This window comes from Brachybacterium sacelli (genome assembly GCF_017876545.1).
Taxonomy (GTDB): Bacteria; Actinomycetota; Actinomycetes; order Actinomycetales; family Dermabacteraceae; genus Brachybacterium; species Brachybacterium sacelli.
Genome location: NZ_JAGIOD010000002.1, coordinates 954560 through 970690, shown reverse-complemented (window position 1 = coordinate 970690; position 16131 = coordinate 954560). Strand labels below are relative to the sequence as shown.

The window sequence follows — 16131 nt, the reverse complement described above, 5'->3', positions numbered from 1 at the left end:
CGCCGGCCTCGCGCCCACTACAGTGGCGATAGCCGCACGGGTCTTGAGAGGGCAAGGAACCATGGATGAAGCCGACGCCAGAGCATCCGGGGGATCCCGGTCGCTGACCAACGAGGCGATCCGCCTGGTCTACCGCATCGAATCACGGGACCTGACCCTCTTCCAGGCTGCGCATGAGCTTGTCGCGTTCTCGGAGGAGCTCGCCAAGGCCAACCCCCACCTCGGAGTGCTCACGTATTCCGCGGCCTCCCGCATGCTGCTGCAGAGCAAGGCCGCGCAGCCCGGCACCGCCAAGACCACGACCCCCTGGCTCACCTTCCGCGCGATGCGGGAAAACAGCCTTCGGCGAGATCTGGGAGGACTAGAACACGTCCGCGTCGGGTGCGACCTCGACACGACGACCGGGAAACATCGCGAGGCAGGAGCTCACTGAACCGCGATTATCCATCGACCCGAGCAGCGCCGCCTGGGTCATACCCTTCCCTCATGTACAGCCTCGGTCTCGACACACCCGCCTCGCATCGTCACCTCCACCGATCCCTGAGGCAGATCGATCACCTGGAACGCCCCGGGACGCACGGCTGGATCGCGGCCCCGCCCGGAGCGTCGAGCGAGATCGCCCGCCTCGAAACCTCCTTCGTCGATGCCCCGGTGAGCTTGGAACAGTCCCTGCGTGCGGCCACGATGTCTGCCCTGGAATCGGCAGCACACGTGCGCCACTCGATCCAGTCCAACGTGTTCACGCTGACCTCGCTTCGTGGCATGCTGCGTACCCTCTTGATGGGAGCCGGCCGGCTCGGCCACGTCGCCCTACCCACTACGCCGCAAGAACGCGAGACGCACGCGGCGAACGTCGTCGGGATGGAAGCCAGGAGCCTCGAACGCGCCATCACGGACATCGGCAAGGTCACGAACCTCCCGGGCCTGAAGTGGGACCCGGATGACGTCGCCGAATTCCGACGCAAGATCGCCACCGTGAACACCGCGCGCCCACCCGGCGACCACTCCCTCATCCGCACCGTCGCCGACCTGATCGGCACCGAAGCCGCCGCAGCGGACGACTCGGTCGACCCCGGCGCACTGCGTGATCACCTCACCTGGGTCTGGCACACCTCGAGCGGAACCGCCCACGGGTTCGGCTGGCAGTCGGGCGCAGGCGGCGACTTCGTCACCGACCTCGGAGCAGCCCTCAGCGCGTTCCACTTCTGCCTCGAGGCAACCAAGCGGATGTGGCAGTAGACGCGCCAGTCCCGACAGCGGGTCCCGACCCGATCCCGCCGAGCTACAGCGAGGCGACTGGGCGTGGGCGACAGCCCGAGCCGCTACCCCAGGCCGCCGATCCGACGAGCAGAACCGGGCCGAATCGCTATAACAAGAGGTCGCTCACTCTCCCTCCCCGACCGACTCGCCCCGTCGTCGTCCTCGCGCAGGCGCTCGTCCTTCTCGGTGCTCCCTGTCCGGTCCGGTCGGTTCGCTCCCTGGGGCTGCGCCCCTGCGGGTCGTCTCGTTGTCGGTTCGTGGTCTTCGCGGTCTCGGTGCGCTGGGCTCGTGACGCAACCACTGCGCCCACTGGACGGTGCTCTCGGTACGCAACCATCACGCCAACTCTGCGCTGCGCGCGGCGCAGCTCGTGCATGCTCCCCTGCGCGGTTCGGTGCGGGTTCCCGGGTTCCCACATGCCCACTTCTCGGTGCGCGGATCGTCGTCTCGTGCATCATTCCCACATTCGTGGATCCGCACGTCGTACGTCGATGCTGGTCGTGACGTTTCGTCTCGTCGTCGCGGGGTCGATGCGCTCCCGCCCACTTCACGGGGTGCGAAGCGTTGTGCGTCGCGTGGACGTATCGGATCTCGGATGCATTCTCGGCGTAGGCGTGCACCGCTGCGCGGTGTGGGCGCGGTGCGCGGGCGTTCCGCCCTGCGGGACGCTCTGCGTTGCGAGTGCGCAGCACAAGCACACGCCCCGTGTAGCGACGACTCGTGAACGCACTGCGTGAACGATTCGTCCGCGTAGCGGGATGCGCGCAGCGCAACGGTTCGCGCAGCGGACCGTGAACGGGCGGAGCCCGTGACGAGTGCGCAGCACGAGCGGACGCGGAGCGTTCGTCCCCGACGGATCGAATGACCTCACAAGGAACGCTGGATCGACCTCCCCGTTCGGCGAAGCCAGGGGATACACGGGTCGATACAAGGACGAGGTCATACGACTGGACGCTCCACGATTTCCGCGGCGAAGCCGCTTCGTGGACTCAGCGCGTTCAGGGCGGGGACGGCGTCTGGGCGCGGGCGGAAGATTTTCGAGGTCAGCCCTGGTCCGTAATCTGAGATTCGCTGGTCGATGCGCGAGACAGATTCTCGGGGCGCCCCGCGCCGTCTCCTTCGCATATGGAGGGGCATGAGTCGACACATCGTGATCCGCCGGGTGAAGCGAGCCTCGGGCGGGCAGAACAGCCCCGAGCTGGTCGCCACCCGCATGCGTTCCTTCGCCTCCTCGCTCAGCCCCCGCACCGCCGCCACGTTCCTCGCCGTGATGACCGACGAGGGACTGGAGAACTACCTCGTCACCCCCGACACCGACAGCATGAACAAGGCCGCCATGTCCGCGGCCCACGCGGTCACCGGGCGACTGTCCTACGTGGATGAGCTGCCGGAACTGGACCGCGCCGATGAAGTCCGCCACCTGTTCTACCGTCCCGGCGGCACCCGCTCATCCACCACCCAGGCCGGCCGGGACCCCTTCTCGATGGCCGCTTCCCTGGCGGACATGCCCGTCGGCTCCTGGGTGGCGATCACGATGCGCGCCCCGCGCCGCGGACTGATCTTGCACGAGGACCGGCTCTGGGACCGCTGGATCAAGGGCCGCATCGTCGGCGGGACTCACCATTCGCTGGAACCCAACGGCGTCATCGCCCACGTCGCGGCAGCCTCCACCTCCCGCTCGGGCGTCGACTCGCTCTTGCGTCAGGTCGCCGGCGACATGCACGGCTTCGACCTCGAGACCCGCAGCGTCCGCTTCCCTCGCCCCTGGGTGATCGCACAGTTCCTGGCCACGTCCCTCCTGTTCCTCGGGGCGGGTATCGGGCTGCGCCTGCTCGCACCCACCCTTGCCGCTGTTCTCCCTCCGGCTCTCGTCGGAACGGTCTCCACCGCGGTCATGCTCGCCGCCTTCCTCCCCGTGCTCGCGCTGCTCGCTTACGTCGCCTGGGGTCTGCGGTACGAGCGGCGTTTCCGCGACGGACGCTTCCCACTCCCCCGCCGGCGGTGGGCACTGCGCACCCGGCCACCGACACAGAGCAACGACCAGGGATTGGCGGAGTCGGCCGAGAACTTCCTCCCCAGTGGCGGTGCCAAGCGGCAGGAGAAGGAGCCGGGCGACTACCCGTTGAACCGCGGCTCCTTCAAGCTCGGTGCACTCCTGCCGGTCGGTGCACTCGCCCCCGCATCGGGATCCGCCTCAGGCACCTCGGAGACCGGCGACCGACACGCACCGGCTCCCTTGCTGCGTCGGATCGGACCCGTGATCGGACTTGATGCGATCGGCCGGATGGTGCGCCTGTCCGCCAGTGACCTGTGGGCCGGGATCGCCGTGTTCGGCAAGCCGCGCTCGGGCAAGTCGTATCTGCTGCGGTCGCTGTTCGCGTTCCTCATGATGGACCAGCAGCCGCTGCTCGAGCAGGAAGCGGAGTCCCCCGAGCAGGCGCAGTCCAAGCTCGGTGACCGCGGGGCGATCTTCGCCTTCGAGTCGAAGTCCGGCAAGGACGCCGCGGAGTACCAGGCGTGGGCCCGAACGCTCGGTTCGAAGAAGGTCCACGTGTTCGACCTGGCCGACCCGGACGGCGCCCGGATCGACATGTTCTCCGACGGCTCCGATACCCGGGACAGCGCCGCGAAGCTCGTGGAGAAGATGATCTACCACTGGGGCAGCGACTCCATCGGGGCGGCCTCGGCCAAGACGCTGCGCGGGGTGTTCACCACCGCGCTCGGCGCACCGGCCCGTGTGCTCACCGAAGCGATCGAGACCCACCCGGAGGAAGCCCCGTCGCCAGCCCCGGTGGCGACCCCGATGGCGATCGCGCACGCGCTGCTCGGCGCCTACGGCGATGAGTTCGGCCAGCACCTCGCAGAGACGATCCGTCGACGCCTCTCCGACGTCAAGAAGGGACGATACGAGGGTGATGTCGAGCAGCTGGAGATCGCGGTCGGCGGTCTCTCCGAGCTGTACGGAGCATCGGTGAAGTCAGCCAGCCGCGCCGCTCTCCAGAAGGCTCCTTCCTCGAAGGTGGAGGTGCTGATGCTCGCCCCGCACTGGTGGCGCAGCGACGGGCGCGTCACCACCATCGAGGAGATCCTTCGCCGCCATCTGCGGGTGGTGATCAACTCCGGCGCCACCTCGACCCTGACCGGTGCTAGTCGCGACAACCTGCGCCTGCCGGCCACCGTCGGCGACGCGCTCAGCGGCATGATCCTGTACTCCCTGAAGGAGGCAATCCAGGACGTGTGCGCCGGGTGGGAAGAGCGGGGTCGCTACGTCGCGATCATCTGCGACGAGCTCGCCCGCGTCGCGCGGAACTCGCCCGATGTCATCGAATGGACCCGCATGCAGGGGCGCGCATTCGGCGTCATCCCCATCTACGCGACGCAGGAACCGGAGCAGCTGGTCGAGGACGTGCGGCGCACGATGTTCTCCCTGTCGACCGTCGTCTCCTACGCGCAGGAGAACGAGAACGTCGCCGCGCAGATCGCCCGCGACTTCAGCGGCGGCGCGACCGAGGGCTTCGAGGTGGTCCACACCAAGGAGGTGATGGACCTTCCCCGCTACATGACTCTCGTGCGCACCGTTCTGGATCAGCAGCGCCAGAACGTGCTCACCGCGAAGGTCCACCCCTTCGAGGACGACCGCGACGCGTTCCGCTCCGTGGTCTACCCACCCACCCAGGAGGACTGAGAAGTCGTGGACAGTCGACCCCTGGAGTCGATGCCTGGGCGTATCGAGGCGGAGCCTCACCGCGCTTCTCAGCGAGCGGACCCGTACTGGGAGGGGACGTTCGCCACCGGCACCTCGGACGGGTGGGTCAGTGCTTCTCAGCATCGTCGCGCGTCGGCGAACCACAGGCGCTGGTCGGGCATCCCGTCGCGCTACGTGCTCGACCCGTCCGAGGCACTGGCGCGGATGCGCACCAACCGCCACCGCGCCTCGATCCTCGGCGCCCTCGGATCGGTAGCCGCCTGGCGAACCGTCACCCGCGAGCAGCTCGCCTGCATCACCGGGTCACCCGTCATGGGCACGTCGTACCCGGCGTCCCTGGCCGCGCCGTTCAGCGCAGGACTACTCGCCCACGGGTACGTCTCGGCGGGGACGAACCGTCTGGCGCCGGCGAGCCAGCGGATGAGCATGTGGACCGTGGGAGACCAGGTCGAGGCCTATGCCCGGTACCGCAAGTCCCTCACCTTCGCCGAGCATGTGGCTATCACCGGCGGTCAGAGCTGGGACAGTGAACACCGCTTCGACCGGCACAACGTGCTCACCACCGAGCTGGCGCTGCGGGCCGCGGAGTTCTGCGACGTCGCGACGGTGCTCGGAGAGAAGCAGATGGCGCTGCCGGCGCTGCTCGCCTCCTCCGGGCTGGAGACCGCGCAGGCAGATCTGGGGCGCAAGGCCGACGCCGGCATCGTGCGCCATGATGGGCTCGTGATCGCGATCGAGACCACCGCTTCGGTCGGCGAGGCGTTCCGCCGGAAGATCACCAAGTGGGCCCAGATCCTCCAGCGCCACCCCACCTATGAACTGCCACTGGCAGTGCTTGTGGTCGACGTGTCCACGCCCTCGCAGGCAACCAGCGCTGCAGCGAAGAACACGACCCGCTCGGAGATCCAGGCCGCCATCCGTGAGGCGGTGCGGGACTACCCCGGCACCGCGCTGAACCGCACTGCCACGCGCCTCGGCATGGTGCCCTGGCAGAGCTGGTTCCCCGGCCCCCACGAGGCGTCCGGCGACTTCCTTGAGCTGTCGGCCTCGTTCCTCGCTCGCGGCAGCGGCGGTGACCCGGAGGGCTGGCGGTCGGTGCGGATGCTTGACGAGGAGGAGATGACCTATCGCGAAGGCGAAGCGGGCGCTGGCGAGGCGGTCGCGGAGAATGCGCGGATACTGGCCGGTACCCCGTACTGGTTGCGCACCGGGACCGTGCCACGTACCGACCGATACCTGGTTGATCGGTCCGGCGCCGGCGACATCGAGGCTCTGTCGGGCCCGCGCGTGCCGGATCGGATGACCGGTCCGGGGTTCACCCAGTCGGTGGCCGGCCGGAAATGGCGCCACCTCGTGCAGATCTGACCCCTCGACCGGACCGAGGTCGCGAGCCATCTCTCGGACCGGGAGCAGGTCATCCGCGCTTCAGAGGACCCTCTTCCAATCCGCCCGGGGAGGATCCTCAAAGGATGTGGGGAGGGCAGTGCCCTCTTCGGCGGAGTACATCCCAAGGAGCCCGATCCGGAAAAGCTGACTCTATACCGGTAAGCATGGCACCCCGCCCACTTCACTGGGTGAGCCACCGATGAGAGGACGCCATGACCATCAAGCGCAAGAAGCACACCGGCGAGCAGGGCAACGGCGGCCAGTTCGGCGCCACGCGCCGCGGCGAGGCCGACGTGACCGTCCCGTCAGCTGCCGGCGGGCGGGAGCATCCGTTCCCCGCGAAGGCTTACTACTCCGCCGAGGGGCTCGCATCCCTCGCGGACCGCGGCATCACGGTGAAGACCTCTCCCCTGCCCAACCGTGCGCCGTTCGTCGACCGAAGCGCAGAGATCGGCTCCAGGACAACCATCGAGACGAGTGCGTTCATCGAGAGCGGCGCACGGGTCGGACAGGGATCTGACATCGGCCGTAACAGCTTGGTTGCGGTGAACGCCCGCGTTGGGGACCAATCCCGCCTCTCCACGAAGAGCTGGGTGGGTGCGGGAGCGCGGATCGGAGATCGCAGCACCGTCGACTTCCTCGGCTCCGTCCACCAGGACGCTTCCGTCGGCGACGATTCGACGGTCGGCGCACACAGCCAGGTCGGGAAGCGCTCCACCGTCGGCTCGCGCAGCTGCCTTGTCGACGGTGCACACCTCGGCGAGGACGTCCAGGCCGGTGACGACGTCGTGATCGGATCCGGTGCGAGGGTTGATGACGGCGTCAAGATCGGTGACGGCGCCGTGGTCTGGGGCCACATCACCTCCGACATCGCCCCCGGGGAGGTGCGACGCGACGACCAGACGTTCGACGGCCTCACCGCATCACGCGAGGAGCTCGCGTTCGGATCCCAGGGCGGCTGGCTGCGGAAGCAGTACGGCCGCACACGCTGAGGGCCTGAGGCCGGCGGCCGGATAGGTGACCTCAGCCGTCGGTGGGCTCGTGTTCCCATTCGTGGACCTGGTCATCCATCAACTTCGCGGCCCGCAGCCGCCCACTTACCCGTGGTGAAGCCAACCTAGGGAGGACGCCATGACCACCAAACGCAAGAAGGACACCGGCGAGAGGGGCAACCGGGGCGAATTCGGCTCGATCGCCAGGGCGGAGGCCGACGTCCACGTGGACACGGCGAGCATCTCCGCCGCAGGCGGGACGATCCACCGCTCGGCCAAGATCGACGACTCCGCAACGATCAGCCCGTCGGCGACCATCCGGAACATGGTGTGGATCCAAGGGGACGTGAAGATCCACGATGACGTGAAAATGGGTCACCACTCCTCCGCCGGAGGGGGAGCACAGATCGAGCAGGGAACCCAGGTTGGTTCCCATGCGGGGGTCGCCGGCGACGCGCGCGTCGGCAAGGACGTACAGATCGGAACGGAAGCCAGCGTCTCGTCGCGGGCACGCATAGCTGATGGAGCGAAGATCGGTTCGTATTCGTACGTCAATCAGGATTCAGAGGTCGCAGCCGGCGTTCGCGTAGGCAAGCACTCCAACCTCTCTGGGTACACCTCGGTCGGTGAAGGCTCGGTGCTCGGCGACCGGTCCTCGATCGGCAGTCGCACGGCGGTGGGTGAGAACGTCACCCTCGGAGAAGGGGCTCTGGTCGGCTACCACAGCACCATCGGCCACGGAGCCACGATCGATCCCGAGATCCTGGTTCTTCCCGAATCCCGTATCGAAGACGGTGAGCACGTCACCCTCGACCATCCCCGGGCGGCGCCCAAGCCGGAACCAGAAGACTGAGGTCGGACCGAGCAGTCAGGGATCAGCGACCCCACAAGTGCACCTGGTCGTCCATGAGGCGAGCGGCCCGGAGCCGTCTCACGCCGGACGGGTTGAAGGCGATCTCACCGAATTCCGTCGGTGCGGCTGGGCCGTATCCGGGGAACTTGAGAACCGACGCCCTATCCAAGGGCCGCCAGGTGCCCCCGTGCTGAATGATGAGCGAGGGGTCGGCGCGTCGAGCGATCCACAGGAGCCGAGCCTCCTCGGAGACGGCGGCGGCAAGCGAACACACCGAGTCCCGAAGGCCATCGAGGACCTCCTGCGGTGTGGACTCCAGGAACATGGCCTCAAGTCCCTGCTTCGATGCCCCGATCATGGCTTCGGTGTCCGCCCAGTCTGGCTGGGCGTGTAGCGGCCTGATCGTCCCTGCTGGCCTCTTCTTCTCCGTGATCATGACCTGGAAGTTCATCCGGGGAGCTCGGTGCACGTACGTATTTCTCGACTTGAGCAGCCAGCTGAGCCAGTCTTGCGGCCCGTGGTCACGAGAAGCAGTAACGATCTCGAGAAGTGCATTCTGGCGACCTCGCCCCAGGGTCCCGGTATCCGCGAAGACGCCTTGACGGACACCTTGGTGCTGCCCGCTCCGAGGCGCCTTCTCAGCGAGCTCGGACAATTTTCCCCAGTCGGTTCGGAGGACGTCAACCTTCACGCCAGCGACGACGAGGACAACCGCTGCGAGTCGATCAAGCGCCTGTGCGAGGCTCACTAGGGTTTGCTCGACCCAGATGTCTTGGAGCTCCTCGCGGCGTGTCTCTCCATCGTTCGAGCTGGCCAACGTCGCAATTCGCTCATCTCGACTGCTGGGCCGCTCAGCCAGTTTGCGCGCACGGGCGGCCCGATCGTGGTTGAGGCTGAACTCTGTTTTCCGGTGCTCCTCGACGACTAGGGCCGCCTTCACCAGCGAATCCGAGACGCCGGTGCAGGAGGAGAGCAGGTACTCGCCAAGCTGCGCGGAGTCCTTCCAGCCGATGTGGCCGTTCCACCAGCCGATCCCTCCGGCCTCCTCGTCGAGATCGGCTGAGATCTCTGCCCTTAGGGCGTCAATTGCGCGGGTGGCAGGTTCGACGATCCTGCGGTAGTTGCTCATCCCTGGATTCTGCCAGGTGCAACTTTGCTATCGGCCCGTTTTTCTCCCCGTCCCGCCACAGCAGCTCCCCGCCCACTGGTCGTAGCGACAGCAATCCCTGCGAGAGGCGGACACGATGGAACTGGGGCGCGGACCGAAGTACGAGAAGGACTCCGACGACCTCGCCGAAGCGCTCAGCGGCACCGCAGTGAAGATCGGGCTGTGCATCCTGCTCGTGATCGTCGGCATCTCGATCCTGGTCGGACTGTTCACGTGAGCGGCACCGTCTACGGAGTCGCCGGCGGGTCCGTCGAGGACCTCGGTACCGATGCCGCGAAGACCGGCCGCGAGGGCGAAGAGAGCACGGGCCGCGTCCTCGATCGCATCGCGGTGGAAACTCAGCGCGACGTCTGGCACGACCTAAACGTCCCCGCCCGCGGGATCGAGGCCAATATCGACCACATCGTCACCGGCGGACGAGTCCTGCTGATCATCGACGCCAAACGCTGGAAGCCGGGCTTCTACTGGACCCTGGACGACACCTCGTTCCGCTGGTTGACGAAGGTCGAGCACGCCGACCGTCGCACTATGCCGATGATCCAGCAGCGCCTCAGCGCCCACATCCCCCGCGCCCTCGTGCGCCGTCCCGTCGTCTCGATCGAGGCGTCCCGCGATGGACGAGTCAACGTTTCCTTCCTGCATATCCCCGGTGCCGATGCGATCCCCTCCGCTGCGCTTCCCCGCCGAGTGCGCTCTCGGGTCCCCGATGAGCCCACCGACCCGGATCTGACCGCGGCGCTATTCCCCCTGCTCCGCTCCAGCTGAGAAGGAACCCATGTCCCAGAAGTACAACAAGCCCTCCCCGAATTTCACCGGCACTCTGCTGGTGCTGACGGTGGTGGCCGCCGGTGCCACGCTGGTGGTCGGCCTGCCTGCGGGGTGGGTGGCCTTCGCCGGCGTGCTCGTGACGGCTTGGTGCCATCCGGCGCCGATGCTGACCGGCCCGAAGGAGACCCCTGCGACCTCGCGCGAGGAGGTGCTGGTCTTCCAGCATCGGATCTGGCTGGACATCCGCAACAGTTTGCTGCTGGGCAATCGGTGGGGATGGCGGTCGCTGTGGCCGGGCGTTCCGCCGCGCAAGACGTTCTTCGTCTCGGCGGCCGCGGGGGCACTGGTGGCGTCTCTGCCGCTGTCCGGGCACGTGCCCACCATGACGCTCGCAGCGGTCGGGTCTGTGGTGGGCTGGGATGCGCCGGTGGTCGAGATGCCCTGGCAGGTAGCTGCCAGTTCCGGCCTGCTGGCCCACCATGTGCTTACCGCCATCTCCACGCTCCTGCAGCGGTTCGCGTCCCAGCCGGAGGTCACGGTTGGCATCAGGCCGCTGCGCCAGATGTGGTCCTCGAAGGCGCGGCCTGCGCTGCTCGCTGCCCCATTCCTGGCCGTCGCCGCTGCATGGGCCGTCGGCTGGGGGCTGGAACAGCTGGGACAGGAGGTAGCCGCCTGGCGATGGATCGGTATGGCCGGCGGGGCTGTTCGGGCCCTCAACCTCGCCGTCGGTCCGCCCCTGTCGCGGATCCGCCTGCGCCGCTGGCGCAGTCTGAAGGAGGCCGAGAGAGACTGGGAAGGGAAGTTCGCGGAGGTCTTCACCTCCAAGGAGGGCGCCCCGCAACTGGTCGACCGCATGAGGACTCCGTGCGGCGCAATCGTCGATGTGGTCGATGCACCCCCGAAGCTGATGGCCGCGGGACTACAGGGCCGTGCCGAGATGATCTCCGCCGCTTACGGGGATGCGTCCACGCGGATCGACGTGCTGGGCAGTCCCAATCTGGATGCCGCCGGGCAGCCGGTGCCGGGCACGGCTCACCAGTTGCGCGCCCGCATCGTGCAGTGGCCCGAAGGGGCCTTCCCCAACCTGTTGGATCCTGATCTCGATGACGTCTCGCGTGATCTCGCCCTGGAATCCGTGATGGCGCGCGCGATGGACGCGATCGGGGTGAACCGGATGGTGCTCGTGGAGGCATCCCAGGTCGCGGACCTCCCGGCGAAGATCGACCCCCGTCTCGGAGAACTGGCCGAGAAGCGCGAGCGACGGGTGCGCAAGCAGATCGAGAAGCTCGGGGAGGGGCACGAGGAGGAGGTCGCCGAGCTCGAGTCCTCGCTGGAAGAGCCGCTCGAATCCGTCGGCACCTCCCCGTTCCAGGGGGTGTGGCGATGGCTGCGCGGTGCCCCGAAGTCGCCTCTGGTCACGCCGGATGACTCGCCGCTTGCCATCTGGAAGACGACCTGGGCGATGCCGGGAATACCTACCCCGCCGTGGCAGACCATCCAGTCCGAGTACCTCGGAATCGCCGCGGAGTGCTCGACCGTGATCGATGACGAGTCCGTCGAGGTAGACGCTGTCGTCGAGCGACGCGAGGGCTTCCTCTTGATCGGCGACCCGCTGTCCGACGGGGCCCGTTACACCGAGGAGTCGGGGATCGATCTGCAGTCGGTCCGCAATGTCCAGGCGGAGATCGAGTGGGAGAAGCGGTGGGAGCAGACCCTCCCCCAGGGTGCCCAGCCTCCGACGACGCGCTTCGAGGTGACCCGCGACGCCGAGCTGCCCCAGCGGTTCGCCCGCGAGGGGCTGGTGCTGCATGAGCAGCTTTTCGCTACCAAGACGGGGCTCGACGCCGGGGAGACCTACATCGACCCGCGGGGGAAGGACCTCGAGAAGGGGATGCGGACCTCGATCACCGGGGCGCAGATGGTTTCCATGGTCGGCTGGCCGAGCGAGAAGGAAGGCCCGGGATCCAGGCACCCGCACCTCTTCGTCGTGCGCTGGTCCACTCAGCCGGTCCCCACCACCCCTCAGGACGTCTCCCCTGCCGAACAGGCCGGTCCGGTGTCCACCAGTGCCTCGGCATGGGTGCTCGCCCACCAGATCAACTCGGCTTTCCGCGCCGCCGGCGTGAAGCTGCCCAAGCCGGAAGTCGTCGACGCGGAAGCGCTGACGCTGCCTGCGAGCTCCAAGCACGCCTGGAAGGTCACCATCCGCCTGCACGGCGGCACCACCCTCGTCGACGTGCGCAAGAAGGCCGATGCGATCCGGTCGCAGCTGACGTGCCCGTGGATGCGGATCCAGAGCGCCGGCGACGGGCAGGTGACCTTGTACATCGGCGACCCGGGCCCGGGCGCGAAGCTGCGCCGCGGCGCCGACGTCCAGGTCCGGCGCGTCGACTTCGACCAGGCCTTCGTCGACTCCAACATCACGAACCTCTCCGGCGCCGTTCCGGAGCTGACGAAGATGGAGGCACTGGAGTCCAACCCGCAGGTGGAGGTGCTCGACTTCGACCTCCCCTCCGGTGTCGACTTCGCGAAGGTCAAGGGCAACAGGGAGAAGCTCCGCTCCAACCTGAACGTCGAGTTCCTCGATGCGCGCCGACACGGCGCCTCCTCGGTGCGCCTGTTCATGGCCGAGCACGACCCCCTGCCCGAGCGCGTCGGCATCCCCTTCGACAACCTCCCGGACACGCCGGCCGCCTTTGGCGTGAACGCGCTCGGCGAGCAGACGGTCTTCGACCCGCTCGAGAACCCCCATCTGCTGGTCCTCGGCGGTACCGGATCCGGCAAGTCCGCAGCCATCAGCACCATGCTGTTCGACCTCATCCGCCGCGGCTTCGAACCCGTCATCATCGACCCGACCAAGGGTGGCCGTGACTTCCTCTTCGCCAAGGACTGGACGATCGCTCCGTTCGCCGCAGACGTGTTCCAGGCCGCTTCGACCATGAAGGCCCTGCGCGGCGAGCTCGATCGGCGCAAGGCGCTGAACGGTCAGTACGACGTGGTGAACATTGACAAGCTGCCCGAGGAGGCCCGGCCGCGGCACATCGTGGTGATCGTCGACGAGTTCACGTCGCTGATCGGAAAGTCATCGGTGCCGTCGAAGTCTGATGACCCTGCGGCCGACCACGCCCGCCTGGAGGCGGAGGCAGAGAATGACGCTCGCGCAATCGTGGGCAACATCGTCGGCAGGATCGCCCGCGAGGCCCGATTCGTCGGCATCCACCTGATCCTGGGCACGCAGAAGCTGAAGCAGGACACCTTGAACAAGATGTCCGGTGCGGAGGACATCAAGGTGAACCTGGCGCGGATGGGGTTGGGCAACATGACCCAGGGCGACCGGATGAGCGCGTTCCGCAACCCTCTCGAGGCCGACACGATCGCTGAGCCGCGCGTGGGCCGGGGCCTGTTCGAACCTTTGACCGCGCCGCATCCGGAGATCATGCAGGTCTGGTACGAGGAGAACGCGACGCTGAAGGATCATCTCCTCGAGGAAGGGGTGGAGACTCCGGCTGCCGAAATGCTGCTGGATCCCACCGACCCACGGTTCGTCGTGACCCCCTTGGAGGACTTCGTCGACGTGGTTGAGGAGTCGGTCGTCGACCCGGAGCCGATCGTCGAGGACATCGACCTCGAGCTCGGCGACCTCGATCTCGGATCGCTGCTGCCCGACAGCGACACCGCCCCGGCCGCCCCAGAACCGGGCTCAGAAGTCGTGGATATCCAAGAGCCCCCGGAGATCGACGATCCTGACGCGGTCGGGGCCCGTAGCGTGAGGCTGTCCGAGCTCTATGAGGGCACGGCCCCGTGGGACCTGGTCGAGGCGCTACAGGAGATGGTCGAGTCCGAGCCGGTGGCCGAGGTGCTCGTGGACGTGGACGGGCTGGATGTGGAGTCCGAGGTCGGGGACACGTATCTGGATCTGATCGCGGAGGTCACGACCGGCTCCGGCGCGCACCTTCGCATGGTCACTGCGGACGATGAGCCGGCCCAGTCAGCCGCCGACGTGGCCCTGCACGACGAGGCCGACGAGTCGGGTCCGTTTGATGAGGACGGTTTCGACTTCGGGTTCGACGCCCCGCCAGTCGTACGCGGCGGTCTGTAATCTCAGGTTCTGGTCCTCCCCGCCCACTGGGGTGAGCGAGGAGGTCACGCATGGCCGATGAGCACCAGTCCCCCGGTGAGGACACCGGGGATTCGAGCACGCCCGAGGGCGACGCACTGGACAGCCCTGGCTCTGGAGATCTCGGATCCGGCGCCGACGGAGGGCCGGCCGCATCCGCCGCGAGCGCCGGGAAGGCTCTCGCGAAGAAGGGCGCCGAGACCGGGGTCAAGAAGGCCACCGGCTCGGACATGGCCGTCAGCGCACTGCGCGGAGCCCAGAAGGCTCGTCACGGCGACCTCATGGGGGGAGCCCAGGACGTCGCGGCCTCGGGCGCCGGCGCGCTGACCACAGCGGCAGTAGTATCGACCGGAATCGGGGCGCCGGTAGCCGGGGTGGCCGGATCGGCGGTCACCGGGCTGGCTCAGACCAAGGCATTCCGCTACGTGCTGATGACCGTCGCCGCCCTGGGCATCGGCGCACTGGTGCTGCAGATGGTGGTCGTCGCCAGCCTGTCGGCCATCATGCTGGGTGCGATCATTCCGCCCATCAGCCAGGCGGAGATCCTCTCTCAGACCTGCACCGAGAGCTCGGCGCCCGGAGCGAGCGGGCCCGACGCAGTGGTCGGGTCGGACATCGAGGAGAAGGCCTGGAACTACCTCCGCGGCGCGGGGTACACCGAAGAGCAGACCGCCGGCGTCATGGGCAACATCGAGCGCGAGAGCGGGTTCAACCCCTTCATCGCACAGGGTGGCGCCGGCGTCCCCAATGTCAGCTCGGGTTGGGGTCTGGTGCAGTGGACTGCAGACCGCCATGCCAGCGTCCGCGATGCCGTCATCGACAAGCTCGGGGAACGCTTCTACATCGCCGCCCCAAACATCGACCAGCTCCCCGGATCTATGACCGAGGACGACGTCGATGCGATGGTGCTGTTCCAGCTGCGGTACATCATCACCGAACTGCAGACCAACGAGCAGGCTGCCGGGGCCCACCTCAAGAGCACGACCACGGTCGAAGAGGCGACCCGATCGTTCGAGGAGAAGTACGAACGCGCCGGCATCGTGGCCATCGACAAGCGCATCAGCTACGCCGAGGCGTTCTACGAGCAGTACGCCGGCTCCCCCACTCCGGACTCCGGCGGCACCGAGAGCAACGAAGTCGTCGACTCCACGGACACGCAGGACCCCGCCCCGGAGACCGAACCGCTCGCGCCGGCAGACGTCGCAGACACCGTCGCATCCTCCACCACCGCGGGGTGCTCCGGTTCCTCCATCGCCCCAGGGTCCGGCACCGGTTCGGTCAAGCCGTGTCCCGAAGGGAAGGAGGGGTGCGTCAACATCGCGGCGCTGATCAAGCCGTCAGCCTCGCTCTCCTGCCCCGCTGGGACCACCGACGAGGGCACGACCACCGCCTACTACAAGGGGCAGGGCAAGGCGATCCGGCTGTGCGCGCTCGAGGGGGTCACGGACGCCAACGTCCGACCGATCGTCATGAACGCGACGATCGCTCCCGCGTTCGTCTCCTTCTGGGCAGAGGCGGAGAAGGAGGGACTCGACCTCACCATCACCTCCTCCTTCCGGTCACACGCCAAGCAGCAGGCGCTCTACGCCAGCTCGCCCGGAGGGGCCGCACGACCGGGGTGGTCGAACCACGAGTTCGGGATGGCCTTCGACATCGGCGGATTCTCGACCTCCTACTCGCGCAACAACTGCGGCTCCACCCAGACCCCGGAGGGAGCCTGCTCCTACCCCGGGACGGGGACTGAGCTCGAGCGGTGGAAAAGCATCCGAGCACTGGGCCTGAAGCACGGCATGTACATTCATGACCAGGAGTTCTGGCATATCGAGTTCCTCCCATCCGGTCTTCACCGCGACCGGAACATCGACGTCTACAAGGGGTGAG

At 67.6% G+C, this 16131-nt stretch carries 11 protein-coding genes; 10 read left to right on the top strand and 1 reads right to left on the bottom strand.

All coding sequences use genetic code 11. From position 1 onward, the window contains the following. Window positions 1-61: 61 nt before the first annotated feature. The 6 genes from JOF43_RS18710 to JOF43_RS18685 all read left to right on the top strand — a co-directional run bounded on the left by JOF43_RS18710 (window position 62) and on the right by JOF43_RS18685 (window position 8197). Entirely contained in the window at window positions 62-433 is a 372-nt protein-coding gene (locus JOF43_RS18710) for a hypothetical protein (RefSeq protein WP_209904570.1), read from the top strand. A gap of 53 nt (window positions 434-486) precedes the next feature. After that, complete coding sequence (locus JOF43_RS18705; protein ID WP_209904569.1) at window positions 487-1239, top strand: hypothetical protein; 753 nt, start codon at window positions 487-489, stop codon at window positions 1237-1239. Between the two features lie 1156 nt (window positions 1240-2395). Continuing rightward, on the top strand, window positions 2396-4945 hold the full coding sequence (locus JOF43_RS18700) for an ATP-binding protein (RefSeq protein WP_209904567.1): 2550 nt from the start codon (window positions 2396-2398) through the stop codon (window positions 4943-4945). 195 nt (window positions 4946-5140) lie between these two features. After that, a complete protein-coding gene (locus JOF43_RS18695; protein WP_209904565.1) occupies window positions 5141-6331 on the top strand; it encodes a hypothetical protein in 1191 nt (396 codons plus the stop codon). 233 nt (window positions 6332-6564) lie between these two features. Then, the gene (locus JOF43_RS18690) at window positions 6565-7344 is read left to right on the top strand and encodes a DapH/DapD/GlmU-related protein (RefSeq protein ID WP_209904563.1); all 780 of its coding nucleotides are present in this window, start codon (window positions 6565-6567) and stop codon (window positions 7342-7344) included. A gap of 226 nt (window positions 7345-7570) precedes the next feature. Continuing rightward, entirely contained in the window at window positions 7571-8197 is a 627-nt protein-coding gene (locus JOF43_RS18685; RefSeq protein WP_209904562.1) for a hypothetical protein, read from the top strand. A 22-nt stretch (window positions 8198-8219) separates the two neighbouring features. Here JOF43_RS18685 and JOF43_RS18680 read toward each other — a convergent pair whose 3' ends face one another. Beyond that, a complete protein-coding gene (locus JOF43_RS18680; RefSeq protein WP_209904560.1) occupies window positions 8220-9326 on the bottom strand; it encodes a hypothetical protein in 1107 nt (368 codons plus the stop codon). 115 nt (window positions 9327-9441) lie between these two features. Between JOF43_RS18680 and JOF43_RS18675 the strand changes: the two genes are divergently transcribed. Genes JOF43_RS18675 through JOF43_RS18660 form a run of 4 tightly spaced genes read left to right on the top strand, consistent with a single transcriptional unit; the run spans window position 9442 to window position 16130 of the window. Beyond that, window positions 9442-9582 carry a hypothetical protein gene (locus JOF43_RS18675; protein WP_209904558.1) on the top strand — a complete coding sequence of 47 codons (141 nt, stop codon included), beginning with the start codon at window positions 9442-9444 and terminating at the stop codon, window positions 9580-9582. Further along, complete coding sequence (locus JOF43_RS18670; RefSeq protein WP_209904556.1) at window positions 9579-10130, top strand: nuclease-related domain-containing protein; 552 nt, start codon at window positions 9579-9581, stop codon at window positions 10128-10130. The genes JOF43_RS18675 and JOF43_RS18670 overlap by 4 nt, the downstream gene beginning before the upstream one ends. A 10-nt stretch (window positions 10131-10140) precedes the next feature. Then, window positions 10141-14232, top strand: coding sequence for an FtsK/SpoIIIE domain-containing protein (locus JOF43_RS18665; RefSeq protein ID WP_209904554.1), 4092 nt, complete (start codon window positions 10141-10143; stop codon window positions 14230-14232). A 50-nt stretch (window positions 14233-14282) separates the two neighbouring features. Beyond that, window positions 14283-16130, top strand: a complete 1848-nt coding sequence (locus JOF43_RS18660) for a phage tail tip lysozyme (RefSeq protein WP_209904552.1) — start codon at window positions 14283-14285, stop codon at window positions 16128-16130. Window position 16131 lies beyond the last annotated feature (1 nt).

Bases quoted from the DNA above. Each gene is read 5' to 3' on its own strand.
- JOF43_RS18665 (WP_209904554.1), top strand. From the start codon at position 10,141: ATGTCCCAGAAGTACAACAAGCCCTCCCCGAATTTCACCGGCACTCTG.
- JOF43_RS18660 (WP_209904552.1), top strand. From the start codon at position 14,283: ATGGCCGATGAGCACCAGTCCCCCGGTGAGGACACCGGGGATTCGAGC.
- JOF43_RS18690 (WP_209904563.1), top strand. From the start codon at position 6,565: ATGACCATCAAGCGCAAGAAGCACACCGGCGAGCAGGGCAACGGCGGC.
- JOF43_RS18700 (WP_209904567.1), top strand. From the start codon at position 2,396: ATGAGTCGACACATCGTGATCCGCCGGGTGAAGCGAGCCTCGGGCGGG.
- JOF43_RS18705 (WP_209904569.1), top strand. From the start codon at position 487: ATGTACAGCCTCGGTCTCGACACACCCGCCTCGCATCGTCACCTCCAC.
- JOF43_RS18680 (WP_209904560.1), bottom strand. From the start codon at position 9,326: ATGAGCAACTACCGCAGGATCGTCGAACCTGCCACCCGCGCAATTGAC.
- JOF43_RS18675 (WP_209904558.1), top strand. From the start codon at position 9,442: ATGGAACTGGGGCGCGGACCGAAGTACGAGAAGGACTCCGACGACCTC.
- JOF43_RS18710 (WP_209904570.1), top strand. From the start codon at position 62: ATGGATGAAGCCGACGCCAGAGCATCCGGGGGATCCCGGTCGCTGACC.